Below are 21,065 nucleotides of genomic sequence, written 5' to 3' on the forward strand. Positions count from 1 at the left end.
CACCAGGGGTGTTCCCTCGGACCCAGGGGTTGCTCCCCCGCACCGGGCGGTCCGCAGCCGTTCAGCGGCCGATCGTGTCCAGGGCGGCCAGGTCCTCCTCGGTCAGGTCCAGGCTCGCACCGGCGACGTTCTCCCGCAGGTGCGCCACCGACGACGTGCCCGGGATCAGCAGGATGTTCGGCGAGCGCCGCAGCAGCCAGGCCAGGGCGACCGCCATCGGTCGGACCCCACGCCGCTCGGCCACGGCCGAGAGCGTCGCGGACTGCAGCGGGGTGAACCCGCCGAGCGGGAAGAACGGCACGTAGGCGACGCCCTGTCCGGCGAGCCGGTCGACGAGGTCGTCGTCCTGCCGGTGGGCGAGGTTGTAGAGGTTCTGCACGCAGACGAACGGGGCGATGGTCTCCGCCTCGGCGATCTGCTCAGGGGTCGCGTTGCTCAGGCCGAGGTGCCGGATCAGGCCCTGCTCCTGGAGCTCGACGAGGGTCTCGTACGCCGTGGCGAGCGAGCCGGGACGCGGTCCCGTGGCGTCGCCGAGCCGCAGGTTCACCAGGTCCAGCGTGTCGACGCCGAGGGTCTCCAGGTTGGCGTCCACGGCGCGGCGCAGGTCGTCGGGCTCGCGGGCCGGGGGCCAGCCGCCGTCGGCGTCCCGGTGCGCGCCGACCTTGGTGACGACGTGCAGCGGGCCGGGGTAGGGGTGCAGGGCCTCACGGATCAGCCGGTTGGTGACGTGCGGGCCGTAGGCGTCGGCGGTGTCGATGTGGGTGATGCCGAGGCGCACGGCCTCGCGCAGCACGGCGAGGGCGCCGTCGTGATCGGCGGGCGGCCCCATCACGCCCGGCCCCGCGAGCTGCATGGCGCCGTACCCGAACCGGGTGACGGTCAGGTCGCCCATCGTCCAGGTGCCGCCGGGGAGCGTGGGCGTCGGAGTGCTGTCGGAAGTGGTCGCGGTGGTCATGCCCCCCACCGTGCGCCGCGGCCGGCGTCCCGCCCAGTTCCCCGGCGATCCTGGGAGTGACAGGACCAGGGACGGAACGCTCCGCGCGCCTACGATGGAACCCATGTCTGAGGAGAACCGGCTCGGTGACTATCTCCGGGCGCGCCGGGAGCTGGTGACACCGGCCGACATGGGCCTGCCGGTTCACGGAATACGCCGGGTGCCGGGGCTGCGCCGTGAAGAGGTCGCCCTGCTCGCCGGCATCAGCTCCGACTACTACCTGCGGCTGGAGCAGGGCCGCGACCGCAACCCCTCGGCGCAGGTCCTCGACGCGCTCGCCCGGGTGCTGCTGCTCGACGACACCGCCGCCGCGTACCTCCACCAGCTCGCCGCGCCCCGGCCCCGGGCCCGCCGCCGCCCGTCCCGGCGCCCGGCCGTCCCGCCGGCCACGGCGCAGCTGCTGCAGTCGGTCGGGCTGCCGGCGTTCGTGACGGACCGGACCCTCGACGTGATCGCGGTCAACCCGCTCGCGTCCGCGCTGGTGCCGTCCGTGCGGGTGGGCGAGAACCGGCTGCGGTCGTTCTTCCTCGACCCGGCCGAGCGGGATCTGCACGCGGACTGGTCGCACACGGCGGCCCAGTGCGTGGCCGTCTTCCGGCGGCGGCTCGGGTCCGACGTCGACGACCCGCGCGTGGTGCGGCTCGTCGGGGAGCTGTCGCTGGCGAGCGCCGAGTTCCGCAAGCTGTGGGCCCGCCACGACGTGCGGCCGGTCGTCGACAAGCCGATCCGGATGAACCACCCGCAGGTCGGGGAGCTGAGCCTGACCCTGTCCAAGCTGGACGTCGACGGCCCGGACGGGCTGATGCTCGCGGCCTACCACGCGGCGCCGGGCAGCGAGGACGCCGAGCGGCTGGCGCTGCTGGCGTCCCTGACGACGCAGCAGGCGCGGCGCGCGACGGAGCCGGCGCGGCACGGGGTGTCCGGCGGCGCGGGGCGTCGTCCGGGGCGCGCGGACGGTCGTCCGGGGCGCGCGGAAATCCGTTTGGACGGCCCCCGCCCCACGGCCTAGAATCGCCGCTTCCCCCGCCTCCCCCGATGGAGCGCCGCCGCCCGGACGGAAACCGGCCGGCATCGTCGCAGCACACCCGCAGCACGTTCCCGGAGGCACCCTCTTGTCCGCGTCCACGCCCGTAGACGAGCCATTGGACGGCCCCGCCGGCACCCCGGCCGACGACCCCCTGGCCCGCGAACGCTCCCACCTCGCCGCCTCCCGCTCCGCCCTGCGCGCCATGCGGGAGGACGCCGAGGCACTCGACATCCGCGACGTCACGGCCAACTGGGTGAACGCGTCGGTGCTGGAGCACCAGATCGGGGAGCGGATCAAGGCACTGGCCGACCTCAGCGACACCCCGCTGTTCTTCGGCCGCCTCGACTACCTGCACGCCCCCGGCGCGGAACAGGCCGAGGGCGCGGAGGGAGAGCTCTTCTACATCGGGCGCCGCCATGTGCACGACGCGGACGGCGACCCGATGGTGATCGACTGGCGTGCGCCGGTGTCGCAGCCGTTCTACCGGGCGTCCAAGAAGGACCCGATGGACGTCGCGCTGCGCCGCCGCTTCGGCTACACCGGCGGCGACCTCACCGCGTACGAGGACGAGCACCTCTCCGACCCGGCCGAGGCGGCCACCACCAGCAAGCTGCTCCAGCGCGAGATCGAGCGTCCGCGCGTCGGCCCGATGCGGGACATCGTCGCGACGATCCAGCCGGAGCAGGACGAGATCGTACGGTCCGGGCTGTCGGGCAGCGTGTGCGTGCAGGGCGGCCCCGGCACCGGGAAGACGGCGGTCGGCCTGCACCGCGTCGCGTACCTGCTGTACGCCCACCGTGAGCGCCTGGCCCGCACCGGCACGCTGGTCGTCGGGCCGAACCGGTCGTTCCTGCACTACATCGAGCAGGTGCTCCCCGCGCTGGGCGAACTCACCGTCGCCCAGGCCACGGTGGACGACCTGGTGGCGCACGTCGAGGTGCGCGGGACGGACGACGCGACGGCGGCGGTGGTCAAGGGCGACGCCCGCATGGCGGAGGTGCTGCGGCGGGCGCTGTACTCCCACGTCACCATGCCCGCCGAGCCGGTGGTGGTCGTGCGCGGATCACGCCGCTGGCGTGTCCCGGCGTACGAACTCGAGGAGATCGTGCGGCAGTTGCTGGACCGGGACATCCGCTACGGCGCCGCCCGTGAGGCGCTGCCGCAGCGGATCGCGCACGCGGTGCTGGTGCAGATGGAGCGGGCGGGCGAGGCGCCGGACGACCGGGTGCAGGACGCGGTGGCGCGCAACGCGGCGGTGAAGGCCGCCGTGAAGGCGGTCTGGCCGGCCGTGGACCCGGCGAAGCTGGTGCTGCGGCTGCTGGGCGACGCGGAGTTCCTGGCGGAGAACGCGGAAGGGCTGCTCGACGAGGAGGAGCAGAAGGCGGTCCTCCGGGCAAAGCCGGCCCGTTCGGTGAAGTCGGCGACGTGGTCGGCCGCGGACGCGGTGCTGATCGACGAGGCGGCGGACCTGATCCGGCGCACCCCTTCCCTCGGTCATGTCGTCCTCGACGAGGCGCAGGACCTCTCCCCCATGCAGTACCGGGCGGTGGGGCGGCGCTGCACGACCGGTTCGGCGACCGTGCTGGGCGACCTGGCGCAGGGCACCACCCCGTGGGCGACGCGCAGCTGGGAGGAGGCCCTGTCCCATCTGGGCAAGCAGGACGCGGTCGTCGAGGAGCTGACGGCCGGTTTCCGTGTCCCGACGGACGTCATCACGTACGCGTCCCGGCTGCTCCCGCACATCGCCCCGGGTCTCACCCCGGTCGCGTCGATCCGCGAGAACCCGGGCTTCTTCGAGGTACGCCGCTCCGAGGGCCCGGACGACGTCGTCGCCGCGTGCCGTGAACTGCTGTCCCGTGAGGGCTCGGTGGGCCTGATCGCGGCGGACCTCCGCGTACCGGAACTGGCCGAGGCCCTCAGGGCGGCGGGCCTGACCCACGTCTCCCCCGGCGAGGAGACGACGGAGTCCACCCGCCTCACCCTGGTCCCCGCGTCCCTGGCGAAGGGCCTGGAGTACGACTACGTCCTCCTCGACGAGCCCCAGGCGGTGGTGGACGCCGAACCCGACGAACGCACCGGCCTCCGCCGCCTCTACGTCACCCTGACCCGAGCGGTCTCCGGCTTGATCATCACCCACACGACCCCCCTGCCGGCCCAGCTGACGTAAGCGGCGACGTCACCGGAACACCGCACCCCGAACGGCGGCCCGACTCCCGCTTCCCGCTTCCCGCGGGCAGTCGTGCCGCAGGGCGGCACGGGTGGGCGCGGACGGCGCCCCGCGAACGCCGGGCTGCGGAAACCGCCCCCGCCCGGCGTCAGAGGGGCCTCACTCCCCCAGAACCCCCCGCCACCGGGCCACCGCCTCCGCCGAGACCGGGCCGGTCCAGCCGTCCGGGCGGGCCGCGCCGCCGATGTGGAAGGCGTCCACGCCCGCGTCCCGCAGGCCCGGTACGTGGTCCAGGCGGAGGCCGCCGCCCACCAGCAGTTGCTGCCCGTAGCCGGGCTCACCGCACCGGTCCGCCTCCGCGAGGAGGACCGGAAGGCCCGTGTCCACGCCCGCCGCCGAGCCGGCGGTCAGGTACGTGTCCAGGCCGGGGAAGTCCGCGAGCTGCTTGCGCAGGGCGTCACGGTCGGCCGCGTGGTCGATGGCTCGGTGGAACGTCCACCGGCACCCCTCCAGCTCGCGGGCGACCCGCTCCACCGCCGCCAGGTCCACCTCGCCGTCGGGGTCGAGGAAGCCGAGGACGAACTCCTCCGCCCCCGCCTCCCGCATCTCGCACGCCGCCGCGACCAGGCGTTCGTGGGCCCCCGCCGCGAAACCGTCCGCCAGCCGCAGCATGACCCGTACCGGGATGTCCACGGCCGCGCGGATCCCCGCCACCGTCGCCGCCGCCGGCGTCAGCCCGTCCGCCGCCATGTCGGTGACCAGCTCGAGACGGTCCGCACCTCCGGCCTGGGCGGCGACGGCGTCCTCGACGTCGAGGGCGATCACCTCCAGGACTGCACGCTTGCTCATGGGGCCCCATTCGTCGGCTCGGGTCGGCTCCTACAGGTCTAGTCCAATCCAAGCCTACGCCCGGTCCCCGGCCCGCGGTTCCCCACCCGCCGGTCAGCCGAAGATGTTCAGCTCCGCCGCCTGCGCCCCGGCGAGCTCGTACGAGACCCCGTCCACCGGGCGTCCGGCGTACAGCCGTACCAGGGTCGGCGCGTCGCCGATGAAGCGCGCGGGCGGCCGCTCCCCGGAGACGACGCCCAGCCGCAGCGGTTCGTCGACGTCGTCGAGGTCGGCGTGCAGCGGCAGATGCCCCCGCGCACCGGTGACCTGGGCCAGCAGGGCGAGCGCGAACGGCAGCCCCGCGCCCGCGTACGCGCCCGGCTCCCCGAACGCGGCCCGTACGTCCCCGGCGTGCACCCACTCGCCGAGCGCGACCCCGTCGAGCCGCCCGCCCGCCTCGGCGATGACCGGCCCCGCCTCGGTCATCCCGCGTTCCAGCTCGTCGAGGACCTTCGCGTTGCTCCAGCCGGCCCGCTCGGCGATGTCCCGTTCGTTGCACTCGGGCGAGAACACGTCCTTGTCGTACCGGCTCTCCACCACCCGGGACAGCGCCGCCGAGCAGTGCGCCAGCAGGTCCCGGACCGTCCAGCCCGGACACGCCGCCACCGGCAACGCGAAGTCGTCCTCGCCCCTCCCCCGCAACAACGGAAGCAGCGCGTCCCGCTCGACGCCCAGCAGCCGTCCCGGCAGTTCGGGGTCCCGTACCTCGTGCACATCCGCAGGAGTCGTCATGCCGTCCACGCTAGGGCCTGCGCCGCCGCCGGGACGGGAATCGCTCCGCAACGGCCGCGGGAGTCACCCCCAGGCCGAGGGACGTCGGGCGGACGAGGTGGTGAGGTCCGCGAGTTCGCCCAGGAGGCGGGCCGCCGGCGCCGGGTCGACCAGCCACTTCAGGTGGCTGCCCGGCAGCGTGCGGACGTCGTAGGGGTTGTCCGGCGTCAGCTCGTCGCCCTCGCGGATCAGCCGGTCCTGCAGGGGCAGCGGCATGCTCGTGTCGTCGGCCAGGCGGACGTACGTCTTCGGGATCCGGCCCCAGGTCGCGGCCTGCGCCCGGTCGGCGGAGGTGCCGACGTCCAGGTTCTCGTCGGGCTGGAAGGTGTTCAGGAAGGTCAGGAACTCCTCGTCGGTGCCGTCGGCGAGGAAGGCCGCCTTGAGCGCCGCGAGGGCGGCCGGGTCCGCGGTGCGGAAGTTGACGCGGAGCAGGCCGAGTTCGGCGGGGTTCCCGGCCGCGGCCAGGGCCAGCGAGGCGGCGTCGACCTCGGCCATCTCGGGCTCGGCGTAGTAGTCGCCCACGTCGAGCGCGACCGGGCACCAGGCGGAGACGTAGACGACGCGGTCGATCAGGTCGGGCCGCGCGTTGGCCGCGGCGGTGGCCGTGACGCCGCCCCGGCTGTGCGAGACGAGGATCACCGGGCCGTTCCGCCGGGCCCGCTCCAGGACCCCGATCAGGTGCGCGGCGTTGTCGGCGAGCGTCACCCCCTTGATCGCGCCGGGCGCGGTGGCGAGCCCTTCGGGGTCCTGCGGTGCCTGGTAGGCGCGGGTGTAGGTGGCCCCGAAGCCGTGGCCGGGCAGGTCGACGGCGACCGAACGGTGCCCGAGGAGGCCGAGTTCGGCCTGGAGCGGCGCGAAGGAGAAGGAGTTGGCGAAGGCCCCGTGGACCAGGACGAACGTCGGTTGCACCTGGCTGCTCACTACGTACGGTCTCCTTCGGGTCGGGGGCCGCCGGGGCGGTGTGCGGGCGGCGGTTCGCGCTCCGGCGGGTCACCCTACTCAGCGGAAGATCACCGGCACCAGCCGTTATCGGCCGTTCCGTCGGTGGCCTCATGGCCGGCATCCACGGCGCGCCGGGAGACGGAATGCGGTTGCGCCGGGCCTCCCGCCCGGCCAGGGTGCCAGGGGTGACCGTCCCTCCGGGAGTTGATGTGCCGTCCCCTCGTACCCCCTCCGTCAGCGCGTTCCGTCTCACGGACGAGAAGGCCGGGCCCTACGGCATCACGGCCGGTCCCGACGGCGCCCTGTGGCTCACCCTGGTGCACCGCGGAAGCGTCGCCCGCCTCACCCTCGACGGCGCGTTCACGGAGTACGCCCTGGACCCGGCCGGCTGCCGTCCCACGGTCATCGCGCCCGGACCGGACGGCGCGCTGTGGTTCACCCGCCTCCAGGACCACCGGATCGGCCGCGTCACGGTCGACGGCCAGGTGACGTCCTTCTCCCTGCCGACGCCCGACGGCGGGCCGTACGGCATCACGGCCGGGCCGGACGGCGCGCTGTGGTTCACGGAGACGGCCGGCGACCGTATCGGCCGGATCACCGTCGACGGGGAGGTCACCAGGTTCGCCCTCCCGGTCGAGGGCGGCTTCCCCTCCGCGATCACGACGGGGCCGGACGGCGCGCTGTGGTTCACCCTGAACGGCGCGAACGCGATCGGGCGCCTCACCCCGGACGGCGACACCGCCGTGCACCCCTTGCCCACCGAGGCCGCCGGGCCGGTCGGCATCGCCGCGGACGGCAGGGCGCTCTGGTTCACCGAGATCCTGGCGGGCCGGATCGGGAGGATGTCGACGGACGGCCGGATCACGGAGTTCCCCCTCCCCGACCGCGCGGCCACACCGCACGCCGTCGTCGCGGCGGCCGACGGGGAGTGCTGGTTCACGGAGTGGGGTACGGGCCGCGTCGGCCGGGTCACGGAGGACGGCGAGATCACCGAACACGCCCTCCCCGACCCGGCCTCCGAACCCCACGGCATCACCGTGGGGCCCGACGGCGCCCTGTGGACCGCCCTGGAGACGGGCGGCGTCGCCCGCGTGGAACGGCTGCCGTGACGGCGCGTCGGTACTCGTCAGCACCTTTGGCGCGCGTGCGCGACGAACGCCGACCACGCGGCCGGCGTCACGGCGAAGGCACCGCGCCCGCCCCGCCACCCGGAGGCGGAGACCGGCCGCGGGGGCTGTGGCTGGTGTCGCGGCTCGCGAGCCGGGTGTGCGCGGTGCCGCGCGCGGACGGCGGGCCGGGGAAGACGGTGCGGGCGGAGCCGCGGTTGTGACACCCGGGGCGCGCACGGGAAACAATGGCTCCATGGCCGACACCGACACCCTGCGTGCCCGTTTCGCCCGTGCGCTGGAAGGGGCCCGCGGGTCCGCGGACGGGCCGGATCCGTCACCGTACGCCGACAACCTGATCGGGCGCTGGCAGGAGCCGCAGCGGCGCTACCACACGCTCGACCACCTCACCGCCGTGCTGGACCGGGTCGACGAGCTGGCGGAGTACGCCGACGATCCCGACCTGGTGCGGCTTGCCGCGTGGTTCCACGACGCCGTGTACCTGCCGGACCGGTCGGAGAACGAGGAGCGGTCCGCCCGCCTCGCCGAACGGGCGCTCCCCGAGGCCGGGGTGTCCGAGGAGAAGGCCGAGGAGGTGGCCCGCCTGGTGCGGCTCACCGTGACGCACGACCCCGACGACGACGACCGCGACGGCCAGGTGCTGTGCGACGCCGACCTCGCGGTCCTCGCCGCCGCGCCGTCGGTGTACGCCGCCTACACCGCCGCCGTCCGCGAGGAGTACCACTTCGTGCCCGGCGACGCCTTCCGCGAGGGCCGCGCCGACATCCTGCGCCAACTCCTCGGCCTGCGGCGCCTCTTCCGCACCCCGTACGGCCAGGAGCACTGGGAGGCCACCGCCCGCTACAACCTGCGCGGGGAGCTGGAAATGCTGTCGACCCCGCCCCCGCCCTCCGCCTAGCCTCCCCGTCATGCATGAATCGGGAGCGGAACAGGTGGAGGAAGCCGTCGCGCACTGCGTGGCGGCACTGGGGGCGGTCGCCGGCCGTGACTGGACGACGGTGCGGGCGGGCCGGCTCGACTGGAGCTGCCGGGACACGGCGGTGCACGTCGCGAGCGATCTGATCTCGTACGCGGGCCAGCTGGCGGGCCGGGCGCAGGACGCGTACGTGCCCTTCGACATCACCCTGGACGGCGGCGGCGACGGCCTGGACCCGGCCGACAACGGCGGGGTGCTCCAGGTGATCGCCACCACCGGCGCCCTCCTCGCCGCCGCCGTCCGCACCACCCCCCGTGCCGTGCGCGCCTTCCACCCGTATCCCTTCCGGCACGCGAACCGCGAGGGTTTCGCCGCGATGGGTGTGGCCGAGGTGCTGCTGCACACCCACGACATGGCCGAAGGGCTGGGCGTGGCGTACGAACCGCCCGCCGGACTCTGCGCGTTCGTGCTGACCCGGATCTTCCCGCAGGTGAGGCCGGGCCCCGCACCCAGGCCGACGCTGCTGTGGGCGACGGGCCGGGGCGAGCTGCCCGGGCGGGAACCGGTCACCGCGTGGCGCTGGAGCAACAACCCCGTGCTCCGCTCGGAGCGGCTCACCCTGGAGGGCGTCACCCCGGCCGTCGCGGCGGACCTGTCCGTGGCGGGCGACGGCGGCTTCACCTGGGCGGGCGGTGCGCCCGCCGACGGCACCCGGGTGGGCTCCGGAATCACGGTCAAGCAGTACGAGGACGGCGCGTTCGCGCCGGAGTGGGGCATGTACGTACTGGTGCGGCGGGAGGACGACCGGGCGGTGGGCGCGATGGGGTTCCACGGTGTCCCCGACGCCGAAGGCCGGGTGGAGATCGGCTACGACCTCGTCGTGGACGCGCGCGGGAGCGGCTACGCGACCGAGGCGCTGCGCACCCTGTCGGCGTGGGCGCTCGGCCAGGAGGCGGCGGACACCGTGGTGGCCGTCGTCGAGGAGGGGAACGTGCCCTCGCAGAAGGTCGTCACCCGCGCCGGCTTCACCGAGGTCTCCCGGCGGGAGGGCCGCATCACCTACGAACTGCGCGCCTGACCTAGCCCGGAAGGCCCGTCCGCCAGGCGCCCTTGCGCCGCCGCAGCCCCGCCCCGTGCAGCAGCCGCACCACCTCACGGCTGCTGACCTCGACCGCGCCCGCGCGCACCGCGTCGGCGTACCGGTGCGCGGGGATGTCGTAGTGGTCCCGCTCGAAGGCGCGGCGCGGCACGCCCAGGCCGTCGGCGAAGAGGTGCAGTTCCGCGTAGGAGACGTCGCTCACCAGGTGCGACCACAGGCGGCCGTGCCCCGGCCAGGTGGGCGGGTCAATGTACAGGGTCACGAGGGGTCCGCCTCGCCCAGTCCGCCGACCGCCGCGACCTTCACGCCCGCCTTGTGGCACACCCAGTGCGGGTCCGGGCCCAGTTCCGGCTCGATCTCCAGCGCGTGCGGGTCGCCACTGCGGCACACCGGGCAGAGCGGCCAGCGTCCGTACCGCTCCAGCAGGGCGTCCTGCACGTCCTGGGCGACCAGGCCGGCCAGGAAACCGGCGCCCTCCGGCCACTGTTCGACCCACCAGCGGCGGTGCGAGACGGAGTCCTCGACCAGGGACACCACGTCCGCCTCGGCGACCCCGCGGGCGACCAGATCGGCCAGCACGAGGGCCCGTGCCGCGTGCAACGCTTGTTCCAGATGGCCGACCGGAGGGGTGCCGGGTTCACGCTCGGGGTGCATGTCCTCCATTGTGCGCACTCTTGACCCGGACCCCGGGGCGAAAATATCTTTCATTTTGTGACCAATGACGTGAAGGAAATTTTCGGGAGTGGTTCGGCCGGTGCTCCGCCCGCCCCGCCCGCGCCCGCCGCCCTCGCGGCCAAGGTGCGCACGCTGGCCCCGTCGATGACCCGCTCCATGCAGCGCGTCGCCGAGGCCGTCGCCGCCGACCCGGCCGGCTGCGCGGCGCTCACGGTCACCGGCCTCGCCGAGCTGACCGGCACCAGCGAGGCCACCGTCGTCCGCACCGCCCGCCTGCTCGGCTACCCGGGCTACCGCGACCTGCGGCTCGCCCTGGCCGGTCTCGCCGCCCAGCAGCAGTCGGGGCGCGCCCCCGCCATCACCACGGACATCGCGGTGGACGACCCCATCGCCGACGTCGTGGCCAAACTCGCCTACGACGAGCAGCAGACCCTCGCCGACACCGCCGCCGGGCTGGACACCGTCCAGCTCGCAGCCGCCGTGACCGCCCTCGCGGGCGCCCGCCGCACCGATGTGTACGGCGTCGGCGCGTCGGGGCTGGTGGCCCAGGATCTCACCCAGAAGCTGCTGCGCATAGGTCTGATGGCGCACGCCCACAGCGACCCGCACCTCGCCGTCACCAACGCGGTGCAGCTGCGCTCCGGCGACGTGGCGATCGCGATCACCCACTCCGGTTCGACCGGGGACGTCATCGAGCCGCTCCGGGTGGCCTTCGAGCGCGGCGCCACGACGGTCGCGGTCACCGGCCGTCCCGACAGCCCCGTCACGCAGTACGCCGACCACGTCCTGACCACGTCCACGGCCCGCGAGAGCGAGCTGCGCCCGGCCGCGATGTCCTCCCGGACGGGCCAACTGCTCGTCGTGGACTGCCTGTTCGTCGGCGTCGCCCAGCGGACCTACGAAGCGGCCGCGCCGGCCCTGTCGGCCTCGTACGAGGCGCTGGCGCACCGGCACCGGGCGGGCCGCAGGAGTCCGTGAGGACACCCGCGCCCGTACCCGGCCGCGGCTGCCCGTGGCCGGCCGCGCGCCCCCGCCCCGCCCGTCCGTGTGCCGCCAGGACCCAGACCGAAAGACACCGCCCATGACCTCCACCTCCCATGACCGTGATCTGCGCTCCCAGCTGGAGACCCTGACCACCGAGGCGTTCCGGCCGGAGCTGGCGGACGTCGACCGGCTGCCCACGCCCGAGATCGCGCGGCTGATGAACGCCGAGGACGCCACGGTCGCGGGTGCCGTGGCCGAGCAGGTGCCGGCGATCGCCGCCGCCATCGACGCCGTGGCGGAGCGGATGGCCCGCGGCGGGCGTCTGGTCTACGCCGGCGCGGGCACCGCGGGACGGCTGGGCGTGCTGGACGCCTCCGAGTGCCCGCCCACCTTCAACACCGACCCGGCGCGGGTCGTCGGCCTGATCGCGGGCGGCCCGGACGCGATGGTCACGTCGGTCGAGGGCGCCGAGGACTCCCCCGAGCTGGCCGAGGCCGACCTGGACGCGCTGGGCCTCACCGCCGACGACACGGTGGTCGGCATCTCCGCCTCCGGCCGCACCCCCTACGCGGTCGGCGCCGTGACGTACGCCCGCGAGCGGGGCGCGCTCACCGTGGGGCTGTCCTGCAACCGGGGCAGCGCGCTCGCGGCGGCGGCCGAGCACGGCATCGAGGTCGTCGTCGGCCCGGAGTTCCTCACCGGCTCCACCCGCCTCAAGGCGGGCACGGCACAGAAGCTCGTACTGAACATGCTGTCGACGATCACGATGATCCGCCTCGGCAAGACCTACGGGAACCTGATGGTCGACGTGCGCGCCTCCAACGAGAAGCTGCGCGCCCGCTCCCGCCGCATCGTCGCCCAGGTCACGGGCGCGGACGACGCCGCCGTGGAGCGGGCCCTGGCCGCCACGGACGGCGAGGTCAAGCACGCGATCCTGGTGCTGCTGGCCGGGGTGGACGGGCCGACGGCCGCCCGGCTGCTCGACGAAGCCGACGGCCATCTGCGGGCGGCGCTGGCGGCCGCGGGGAGCTGACCGCCCGGCGCTGGGATACTGGAGCAGTCCCCCACCCGGAGAATCCACCATGAACCACGCACAGCTCACCGCCCTGGGCCGGGCCCTGCGCGTGCTCGGTGAGCACGGCGAGGCCCTGTCCGCCGACACCACGGACGGCCGGCTGCACGAGGTACGGGCCGACCTGCGGCGGGCGCTGGACCTGCTGGAGGACAGCGTCACCACGGCCGCGCCCAGCACCCGCTGCGCCGAGCATCCCACCGGACCGGTCGACGAGAGCGCCCCGGACCTGTGCCTGCTCTGCGAGACCCGGCGCCGCGCCGCCCGCCGCGCCGAGTTCAACGGTCCCGCCCCGCAGGCCCGCCCCGCCGACCCGGCGCCCTCCCGCTACGGGGTGCGCGGCGACCGCCCGCAGCCGCAGCAGCGCTGGCTGCCGGAGCTGTGGAACGGCCAGGCGTGGCAGCTGTGCGGGACCCCGCGCCGGGACCGGCACGAGGCGGAGCTGTTCGTCGCGGCCCAGCGGCGCGGACCCCACGCGGCGATGGCGTACCGGATCGTGCACGAGTTCACCGACTACGAGGTGCTGCGCGTCTGGGGCACCCCGGTCCGCGTCGACATCGAACCGATGGGGAACCTCTGAGGCCACCGGTCCGCACGGCCCCGTGAGCCGCGGCCACGGCACACGGCGGCCGCCGTCCCGGGGTCTGCGGGACGGCGGCCGCCGTTCGCCCACCACACCGGGCGTTACGCCTTGGCGGGTTCCGCGGCCTCCGGTGCGCCGCCCTCGGCGACCGGCGCCTCCGCCTCGGCTGACCCCCGCTGCTTCGGGATGAACGCGGCGACGACGAAGCCCAGCAGCGCCGCGCCGGCACCGAGCGCGAGGACCGTGCGGAACGCGTCCTCGGACGGCAGCGCGTACGGACCGAACCGCGTGGTCATCTGCGCCAGGACGACACCGGCGACGGCGCTCGCCACGGAGGTGCCGATGGAGCGCATCAGGGTGTTGAGGCTGTTGGCGGCCCCCGTCTCGGAGGCGGGCACGGCACCCATGATCAGCGTGGGCATGGCGCCGTAGCAGAAGCCGATGCCGGCGCCGATGACGCAGGACGCCAGCACGAAGTGCCAGACCTCGCTCATCAGCGCGACGTTCAGCCCGTAGCCGGCGGCCACGATCAGCGCGCCGATCATCAGCGTCACCTTCGGCCCCCGGGCCCGGGAGACCAGCGCCGAGACCGGGGCCAGCGCCATCATCACCAGGCCGGACGGGGCCATGACCAGACCGGCGCTCAGCAGGGACTGGCCGAGACCGTAGCCGGTCTGCTCGGGCAGCTGCAGCACCTGCGGGATGACCAGCGACATGGAGAACATCGCGAAGCCGATCGCCACGGAGGCGAGGTTGGTGACCAGCACCTGGGGACGGGCCGTGGTGCGCAGGTCCACCAACGGGCGCTCGGTGCGCAGTTCGAAGAATCCCCAGGCGATCAGGACGACGACGGACGCGGCGAACAGGCCGAGCGTGGTGCCGCTGGACCAGCCCCAGTCCCCGCCCTTGGAGATCGCCAGCAGCAGGCAGATCAGTCCGGCTGCCATACCGGCCGCGCCCACCAGGTCGAAGCGTCCGCCGGTCCGCACCTTCGACTCGGGCACCAGCGCGAGGACCAGGACGAGCGCGACCACGCCGAGCGCGGCGGAGGTCCAGAACAGCGCGTGCCAGTCGAAGTTGTCGGCGATCAGCGCGGCGACGGGCAGACCGAGCGCGCCGCCGACGCCGAGCGAGGCGCTGATCATCGCGGTCGCCGAGCCGAGCCGCTCCGCCGGGAGTTCGTCACGCAGGATGCTGATGCCCAGCGGGATGACGCCGGAGGACAGACCCTGGAGGGCACGGCCGACGATCATCGGGGTCAGGGTGTCGCTGAACCCGGCGACGACGGAGCCGACGACCAGCATGGCCATGCTGACCAGCAGCATGCGGCGCTTGCCGTACATGTCGCCGAGCCGGCCCATCATCGGGGTGGCGACGGCGGCGGCCAGCAGCGTGGCGGTGATGGCCCAGGCGGTGTCCGACGCCGAGGCGTTCAGGTACCGCGGCAGCTGTCCCACGATCGGGATGACCAGGGTCTGCATCAGCGAGACCACGATGCCGCCGAATGCCAGGACGGGGACCACGGCACCCGTCCTGGGCGGCTCGGCGGTGCCGGTCGTGACGGATCTTTCGGGCGCGTCGGACATGAAGGAGTTCTCCGGATGAGTCAGCTCTGCTTGACTCAGGCAACTTTAAGTCCCTTGATTGACGCAAGCAAATGAAAACGACGTGACAGTCGCATGACATGCACCGCCCGGCACGCACCGCGCGAGAAAAAGGCGCGGTGCCCCCCAGCAAGGGGACACCGCGCCCGGCACCGGCCGAACCCGGTTCAGGTCGCTTCCGGCCGGTCGTCCCGCCGACCCGCGTTTCAGCTCACGCCGGCTCGGCTCACGTCGGCTCGGCTCGGCTCACGTCGGCTCGCTCAGCTCAGCGACGTGAGCGACGCCGCGTCGTACGCCTTCAGTTCGTCGAAGCGGCCGGCCAGGACCTTCGCCGCCCACGCGGGGTCCTGGAGGACCGCGCGGCCCACCGCGACCATGTCGAACTCGTCGCGCTCCAGACGGTCGAGCAGGTCGTCGATCCCGCGCAGCCCGGCCCCCTCGCCCAGGAAGGCGCGCCCGAACTCCAGGCCGACCGAGCCGACGGTGACGGTGGGCCGCCCGGTCAGCTTGCGCGCCCAGCCGGCCAGGTTAAGGTCGGAGCCGTCGAACTCGGGGAGCCAGTAGCGGCGCGTGGACGCGTGGAAGGCGTCGACACCGGCCGTCGCCAGCGGGGCGAGGACCGCCTCCAGTTCCTGCGGGGTCTCGGCGAGCCGGGCGCCGTAGTGGTCGGCCTTCCACTGCGAGAAGCGGAAGACCACCGGGAAGCCGGGCGACACGGCCGAGCGCACCGCCTGCACGATCTCGACGGCGAACCGGGTGCGGGCCACCGGGTCACCGCCGTAGGCGTCGGTACGGCGGTTGGTGCCGGCCCACAGGAACTGGTCGATGAGGTAGCCGTGGGCGCCGTGCAGCTCCACGCCGTCGAAGCCGATGCGCTCCGCGGCGGCGGCCGCCTCGGCGAACGCGGCGACGACCGCGTCGATGTCGGCCTGGGTCATGGCCGTGCCACCCTCGGTGCCGTCCAGGCGCAGGCCCGAAGGACCGACCGCCGGCGCCTCGGGGAACGGCGGCTGCCCCTGCTCGCGCACCATGCCGACGTGCCACAGCTGCGGCATGATCCGGCCCCCGGCCGCGTGCACGGCCTCGGCGACCTTCGCCCAGCCCGCGAGCTGCTCCTCACCGTGGAACCGGGGGATCCGGTCGCTGATGCCCGCGGACGGATGGTCGACGTAGGTGCCCTCGGTGACGATCAGACCGATCCCGGCGGCGGCCCGGCGGGCGTAGTACGACACGACGTCCTCCCCCGGCACACCACCCGGCGAGAACTGACGGGTCATGGGCGCCATGACGAGGCGGTTCGGCACGGTCAGCCCGTTGAGGGCGACCGGGCGGGCCAGGATGTCGGCGGCACGGCCGGTGGCTTCGGAGGCGGCGACGGTCATCGGTGGGGGCTCCTCGCGATACTGGAGGGTATGTGTACGTGCATGTATGCACTCACCGTGCTCGAACCGCCACGCACGCTCCGCCATTCCCGCCCCGCTCCCGTTCATCGCCGTGACACCGGTCACTCCGGCGGCATCCGGACACGCCGAAGGGCGGCACCCCCGCGTACGGGGAGTGCCGCCCTTCGGACCGTCGGACGGGTCCGAACCTGACGGGTCAGGCTCAGAAGTCCATGTCACCGCCCGGCATGCCGCCGCCGGCCGGGGCCGCGGCCTTCTCCGGCTTGTCGGCGATGACGGCCTCGGTGGTGAGGAACAGCGCGGCGATGGAGGCGGCGTTCTGCAGCGCGGAACGGGTCACCTTCGCCGGGTCGATGATGCCTTCGGCGATCATGTCGACGTACTCGCCGGTCGCGGCGTTCAGACCGTGGCCGACCGTGAGGTTGCGGACCTTCTCCACGACGACGCCGCCTTCGAGACCACCGTTGACGGCGATCTGCTTCAGCGGGGCCTCCAGGGCGAGCTTCACGGCGTTGGCACCGGTCGCCTCGTCACCCTCGAGCTCCAGCTTCTCGAACACCTGGGAGGCCTGCAGCAGGGCCACGCCACCACCGGCGACGATGCCCTCCTCGACGGCCGCCTTGGCGTTGCGCACGGCGTCCTCGATGCGGTGCTTGCGCTCCTTGAGCTCCACCTCGGTGGCGGCACCGGCCTTGATGACCGCGACACCGCCGGCGAGCTTCGCCAGGCGCTCCTGCAGCTTCTCGCGGTCGTAGTCCGAGTCGCTGTTCTCGATCTCGGCGCGGATCTGGTTCACGCGGCCCTGGACCTGGTCGGCGGAGCCGGCACCGTCGACGATGGTGGTCTCGTCCTTGGTGATGACCACCTTGCGGGCCTTGCCCAGCAGGTCGATGGTGGCGTTCTCCAGCTTGAGGCCGACCTCCTCGGAGATGACCTCGCCGCCGGTGAGGATGCCGATGTCCTGCAGCATCGCCTTGCGGCGGTCGCCGAAGCCCGGGGCCTTGACGGCGACGGACTTGAAGGTGCCGCGGATCTTGTTGACCACCAGGGTCGACAGGGCCTCGCCCTCGACGTCCTCGGCGATGATCAGCAGCGGCTTGCCCGACTGCATGACCTTCTCCAGGAGCGGGAGCAGGTCCTTTACGCTGGAGATCTTGGAGTTGGCGATCAGGATGTACGGGTCGTCGAGGACGGCCTCCATACGCTCCATGTCGGTGGCGAAGTACGCCGAGATGTAGCCCTTGTCGAAGCGCATACCCTCGGTGAGCTCCAGCTCCAGACCGAAGGTCTGGGACTCCTCGACGGTGATGACGCCTTCCTTGCCGACCTTGTCCATGGCCTCGGCGATGAGCTCACCGATCTGGACGTCAGCGGCGGAGATGGAGGCCGTGGAAGCGATCTGCTCCTTGGTCTCGACATCCTTCGCCTGCTCCAGCAGGGCGGCGGAGACGGCCTCGACGGCCTTCTCGATACCGCGCTTCAGGGCCATCGGGTTGGCGCCGGCGGCGACGTTGCGCAGGCCCTCCTTGACCAGGGCCTGGGCGAGAACGGTCGCGGTGGTCGTACCGTCACCTGCGACGTCGTCCGTCTTCTTGGCGACTTCCTTGACCAGCTCGGCGCCGATCTTCTCGTACGGGTCCTCGAGCTCGATCTCCTTGGCGATGGAGACACCATCGTTGGTGATCGTGGGGGCGCCCCACTTCTTCTCGAGGACGACGTTGCGGCCCTTGGGGCCGAGCGTCACCTTCACGGCGTCCGCGAGCTGGTTCATGCCGCGCTCGAGGCCGCGCCGCGCCTCCTCGTCGAACGCGATGATCTTGGCCATGTGAAGTGGTCCCTCCAGGACTGGGGGTGATTCCTTCGGACCGCGCCCGCGCCCGCGACGGACGGCTCGCCGGCCGTGTGGTTCCTTGCCCCACGTGACCTGGCGGGCCTCACCGACCCGGTCCTTCGTTGTCACTCTCACCTTCAGAGTGCTAACGCCAATGATTAGCACTCGACCCCTGAGAGTGCAAGGCACGCTCGCGATGCGGCGTCGTGGCGGGCGGACTCTTCGGGGCGGTTCGGCCCAGGCGTACCAAGGACTCGGGGCCGCTCTCAGCCGCGCGCGAACACGGCGCGCACGGCGCACTCGCCTGTCGCGCCCCTAGCGGGCTTCGAGCGCCGCCACGGGCGCGGCCCCGGGGTTGCGGGCACGACGAAGGGCCCGCACCCCGAGAGGTGCGGGCCCTTCACCGGCAGAAGATGTGCGTGCGGCTGGTAGCGCGTTCAGGCGGTGACGCGAACCATGTCGGCCTGCGGGCCCTTCTGACCCTGCGAGATCTCGAACTCGACCCGCTGGCCCTCTTCAAGGGTGCGGTAGCCGTCCATCTGGATGGCGCTGTAGTGGACGAAAACATCCGCACCACCGTCGACCGCGATGAAGCCGTACCCCTTCTCCGCGTTGAACCACTTGACGGTGCCCTGAGCCATGCCTAACTCCCCTATTACTGGCCCTTGCACAGATCCACACTTCGCGGACCCGGGTCAGACCTCACCCCCCAACGGTTGGGGGCGTGCGCCGGAACGCGTCGACCGCGGCTGAATGTATCTGTCCAACTGCCGTCTGCAACAGGTCAATCGGACGAGAAATCTGGACGCCACCGGTCCGGAATGTGGCAAGAATTCGCCAGAATTCAGGGCAAGTCGGGCCGGGCGAAGGAGGCAAATGCCGCGAAAGGAGCCCGCACTTTGGCTACATCCAGTCGGGTCGGCGGCAGGAATTCAGGGTTCTCGATCAATGGATCGGGAGCGCGTTCCCCAACTCTACCGCGCTCAATCCCATGGAATTGCCCCCTCCGCATCTCTCACGGAAGGGGCAATGCCGCAAACGCTCGGTAACCGTCATTACCGAAGGTAATGATCAGCCTCCGGCGACCGCCGGGATGATCGACACGCCGGCCCCGTCCGGGGTGGCCGTCTCGAGGCCCTGCTCGAACCGCACGTCGTCGTCGTTCACGTAGACGTTGACGAACCGGCGCAGCTTGCCCTGGTCGTCCAGGACCCGGGCGGCGATGCCGGTGTGGTTCCTCTCCAGGTCCTTGATGACCTCGCCGAGGGTCCCGCCCTCGGCGGCGACCTCGGCCTGGCCACCGGTGTAGGTGCGCAGAATGGTAGGAATACGGACGGTAACGCTCACTTGGAACCTCCGGTCAGGATGAGAACCCAGGGGACTGGTCGCGGACGGGAACGGTGAGAAGGGCTCTAGACGAGCCCGGCCTCACGGAACGACTCAAGGCTGGGCCGGATCGTCGCGGTCAGCCCGGTCCCCGCCACCGCGTCCAACGTCTTCAGACCGTCCCCGGTGTTGAGCACGACCGTCGTGAGGGACGGATCAAGCGTCCCGCTCTCGATCAGCTTCTTCGTCACGCCGACCGTGACCCCGCCCGCGGTCTCCGCGAAGATCCCCTCCGTCCGCGCCAGCAGCTTGATCGCCTCGACCACCTGCGCGTCCGTGACGTCCTCCACCGCACCGCCCGTGCGACGCGCGATGTCCAGGACGTACGGCCCGTCCGCCGGGTTGCCGATCGCCAGCGACTTGGCGATCGTGTTCGGCTTCTGCGGGCGGACCACGTCGTGCCCCGCCTTGTACGCCGTGGACACCGGCGAGCAGCCCTCGGCCTGCGCGCCGAAGATCTTGTACGGCCGGTCCTCGACGAGCCCGAGCTTGATCAGCTCCTGCAGACCTTTGTCGATCTTCGTGAGCTGCGAGCCGGAGGCGATCGGGACCACGATCTGGTCCGGTAGCCGCCAGCCGAGCTGCTCGCAGACCTCGTACGCGAGGGTCTTGGAGCCCTCGGCGTAGTACGGCCGCAGGTTGACGTTGACGAAGCCCCAGCCCTCGCCGGCCGGGTCGCCGATCAGCTCGGAGCAGAAACGGTTCACGTCGTCGTAGTTGCCCTCGATGCCGACGAGCTCGCCGCCGTAGACGGCGGCCATGACGATCTTGCCCTGCTCCAGGTCGTGCGGGATGAACACGCAGGAGCGGAAGCCGGCCCGGGCGGCGGCGGCGCCGACCGCGCCGGCCAGGTTGCCGGTGGAGGAGCAGGAGAGCGTGGTGAAGCCGAAGGCGCGCGCGGCCTCCAGGGCCTGGGCCACGACGCGGTCCTTGAAGGAGTGCGTGGGGTTGCCGGAGTCGTCCTTGACGTAGAGGCCGCCGGTGACGCCCAGCTCGCGGGCCAGGTTGTCGGCCTGCACGAGCTTGGTCCAGCCCGGGTTCAGGTTGGGCTTGGTCGCCACGTCCGCGGGGACGGGCAGCAGCGGCGCATAGCGCCAGATGTTCGCGGGGCCCGCCTCGATGCGCTTGCGGAGATCTTCGGTGTCGTAATCCGAGAAGTCGTAGGCGATCTCCAGCGGGCCGAAACACTCCTCGCAGGCGAAGACCGGGCCGAGGGGCACGCGGTGGCCGCACTCGCGACAGGACAGCGCGGCGGCGGGGCCGAGGTCGACGGTGTTCGCGGAGTCGGTGGTGCTTGCAAAAGTCTGCACAGCCATGGAGGCGAGGCCCTTTCTCCTCATCTTCCTCACGACGCATCTCGCCGTGAGACGGATTTGGCACCTTCCCTAGCCGGGAGCCTCGCCACGTCCGCGTGACAGGAACCGACTGGAGGGTTGCCGGGGCTTCATCGGGCCGTATCCCTCTGCCCCTCTGGATGAGCGGTGTTCAGTTGTGCGCCCGGCGACCCCGGCATGCGAGGGTCGCTGGCGTTGTTCAAGACTGTAACCGAAGGCCCGGACGGCGGAGGGAGCCGTCCGAACCCCGAGATGGATCACC

20 protein-coding genes and 1 riboswitch are annotated in these 21,065 nt (G+C 72.7%); of the genes, 8 read left to right on the forward strand and 12 right to left on the reverse strand.

Features of this window, described 5'->3' with window-relative positions:
• Window positions 1-61: 61 nt before the first annotated feature.
• Window positions 62-955 carry an aldo/keto reductase family oxidoreductase gene (locus F3L20_RS29925; protein ID WP_150156935.1) on the reverse strand — a complete coding sequence of 298 codons (894 nt, stop codon included), beginning with the start codon at window positions 953-955 and terminating at the stop codon, window positions 62-64.
• Window positions 956-1,049: 94 nt separating this feature from the next.
• Here F3L20_RS29925 and F3L20_RS29930 point away from each other — a divergent pair, with 94 nt between their 5' ends.
• On the forward strand, window positions 1,050-2,003 hold the full coding sequence (locus F3L20_RS29930) for a helix-turn-helix domain-containing protein (RefSeq protein WP_240810788.1): 954 nt from the start codon (window positions 1,050-1,052) through the stop codon (window positions 2,001-2,003).
• 103 nt (window positions 2,004-2,106) lie between these two features.
• Complete coding sequence (locus F3L20_RS29935; RefSeq protein ID WP_150156937.1) at window positions 2,107-4,188, forward strand: HelD family protein; 2,082 nt, start codon at window positions 2,107-2,109, stop codon at window positions 4,186-4,188.
• A gap of 159 nt (window positions 4,189-4,347) precedes the next feature.
• Here F3L20_RS29935 and F3L20_RS29940 read toward each other — a convergent pair whose 3' ends face one another.
• The 3 genes from F3L20_RS29940 to F3L20_RS29950 all read right to left on the reverse strand — a co-directional run bounded on the left by F3L20_RS29940 (window position 4,348) and on the right by F3L20_RS29950 (window position 6,768).
• A complete protein-coding gene (locus F3L20_RS29940; RefSeq protein ID WP_150156938.1) occupies window positions 4,348-5,037 on the reverse strand; it encodes a copper homeostasis protein CutC in 690 nt (229 codons plus the stop codon).
• 93 nt (window positions 5,038-5,130) lie between these two features.
• Window positions 5,131-5,808: a maleylpyruvate isomerase family mycothiol-dependent enzyme gene (locus F3L20_RS29945; RefSeq protein ID WP_150156939.1), complete on the reverse strand. Its 678-nt coding sequence runs from the start codon at window positions 5,806-5,808 to the stop codon at window positions 5,131-5,133.
• Window positions 5,809-5,871: 63 nt separating this feature from the next.
• Window positions 5,872-6,768, reverse strand: coding sequence for an alpha/beta hydrolase (locus tag F3L20_RS29950; protein ID WP_150156940.1), 897 nt, complete (start codon window positions 6,766-6,768; stop codon window positions 5,872-5,874).
• Between the two features lie 230 nt (window positions 6,769-6,998).
• On the opposite strand from F3L20_RS29950, the gene F3L20_RS29955 reads away from it, so the two are divergent.
• From F3L20_RS29955 to F3L20_RS29965, 3 genes are all read left to right on the forward strand, one after another.
• Window positions 6,999-7,898 (forward strand): Vgb family protein, encoded by a 900-nt coding sequence (locus F3L20_RS29955; RefSeq protein ID WP_150156941.1) that lies wholly within the window; start codon window positions 6,999-7,001, stop codon window positions 7,896-7,898.
• 253 nt (window positions 7,899-8,151) lie between these two features.
• On the forward strand, window positions 8,152-8,814 hold the full coding sequence (locus tag F3L20_RS29960; RefSeq protein ID WP_150156942.1) for an HD domain-containing protein: 663 nt from the start codon (window positions 8,152-8,154) through the stop codon (window positions 8,812-8,814).
• 34 nt (window positions 8,815-8,848) lie between these two features.
• Window positions 8,849-9,910: a GNAT family N-acetyltransferase gene (locus F3L20_RS29965; protein ID WP_206338946.1), complete on the forward strand. Its 1,062-nt coding sequence runs from the start codon at window positions 8,849-8,851 to the stop codon at window positions 9,908-9,910.
• Window position 9,911: 1 nt separating this feature from the next.
• Here the strand turns inward: F3L20_RS29965 and F3L20_RS29970 are convergent, their stop codons facing one another.
• Window positions 9,912-10,193, reverse strand: coding sequence for a DUF4031 domain-containing protein (locus F3L20_RS29970; protein ID WP_150156944.1), 282 nt, complete (start codon window positions 10,191-10,193; stop codon window positions 9,912-9,914).
• Window positions 10,190-10,585, reverse strand: coding sequence for a hypothetical protein (locus F3L20_RS29975; RefSeq protein WP_150156945.1), 396 nt, complete (start codon window positions 10,583-10,585; stop codon window positions 10,190-10,192). The genes F3L20_RS29970 and F3L20_RS29975 overlap by 4 nt, the downstream gene beginning before the upstream one ends.
• Window positions 10,586-10,642: 57 nt before the next feature.
• On the opposite strand from F3L20_RS29975, the gene F3L20_RS29980 reads away from it, so the two are divergent.
• From F3L20_RS29980 to F3L20_RS29990, 3 genes are all read left to right on the forward strand, one after another.
• Window positions 10,643-11,584, forward strand: coding sequence for a MurR/RpiR family transcriptional regulator (locus F3L20_RS29980; RefSeq protein ID WP_145826730.1), 942 nt, complete (start codon window positions 10,643-10,645; stop codon window positions 11,582-11,584).
• 103 nt (window positions 11,585-11,687) lie between these two features.
• Window positions 11,688-12,623, forward strand: coding sequence for an N-acetylmuramic acid 6-phosphate etherase (murQ, locus tag F3L20_RS29985; protein WP_150156946.1), 936 nt, complete (start codon window positions 11,688-11,690; stop codon window positions 12,621-12,623).
• A 49-nt stretch (window positions 12,624-12,672) separates the two neighbouring features.
• Entirely contained in the window at window positions 12,673-13,242 is a 570-nt protein-coding gene (locus F3L20_RS29990) for a hypothetical protein (RefSeq protein ID WP_024884155.1), read from the forward strand.
• Window positions 13,243-13,346: 104 nt separating this feature from the next.
• On the opposite strand, the gene F3L20_RS29995 is transcribed toward F3L20_RS29990, so the two are convergent.
• The 6 genes from F3L20_RS29995 to thrC form a co-directional block, all read right to left on the reverse strand.
• Window positions 13,347-14,831 carry an MFS transporter gene (locus F3L20_RS29995; RefSeq protein WP_150156947.1) on the reverse strand — a complete coding sequence of 495 codons (1,485 nt, stop codon included), beginning with the start codon at window positions 14,829-14,831 and terminating at the stop codon, window positions 13,347-13,349.
• Between the two features lie 278 nt (window positions 14,832-15,109).
• Window positions 15,110-16,231 (reverse strand): NADH:flavin oxidoreductase, encoded by a 1,122-nt coding sequence (locus F3L20_RS30000; RefSeq protein ID WP_150156948.1) that lies wholly within the window; start codon window positions 16,229-16,231, stop codon window positions 15,110-15,112.
• 223 nt (window positions 16,232-16,454) lie between these two features.
• Entirely contained in the window at window positions 16,455-18,077 is a 1,623-nt protein-coding gene (groL, locus tag F3L20_RS30005; protein WP_150156949.1) for a chaperonin GroEL, read from the reverse strand.
• Between the two features lie 443 nt (window positions 18,078-18,520).
• Window positions 18,521-18,724: a cold-shock protein gene (locus F3L20_RS30010; protein ID WP_004986573.1), complete on the reverse strand. Its 204-nt coding sequence runs from the start codon at window positions 18,722-18,724 to the stop codon at window positions 18,521-18,523.
• A 430-nt stretch (window positions 18,725-19,154) separates the two neighbouring features.
• The gene (locus F3L20_RS30015) at window positions 19,155-19,430 is read right to left on the reverse strand and encodes a MoaD/ThiS family protein (RefSeq protein WP_150156950.1); all 276 of its coding nucleotides are present in this window, start codon (window positions 19,428-19,430) and stop codon (window positions 19,155-19,157) included.
• 65 nt (window positions 19,431-19,495) lie between these two features.
• The gene (thrC, locus tag F3L20_RS30020; RefSeq protein ID WP_150156951.1) at window positions 19,496-20,785 is read right to left on the reverse strand and encodes a threonine synthase; all 1,290 of its coding nucleotides are present in this window, start codon (window positions 20,783-20,785) and stop codon (window positions 19,496-19,498) included.
• A 17-nt stretch (window positions 20,786-20,802) separates the two neighbouring features.
• Window positions 20,803-20,950: riboswitch (SAM riboswitch) on the reverse strand.
• Window positions 20,951-21,065 lie beyond the last annotated feature (115 nt).

The sequence above is a fragment of the Streptomyces tendae genome (assembly GCF_008632955.1).
In the GTDB taxonomy this organism is placed as follows: Bacteria; Actinomycetota; Actinomycetes; order Streptomycetales; family Streptomycetaceae; genus Streptomyces.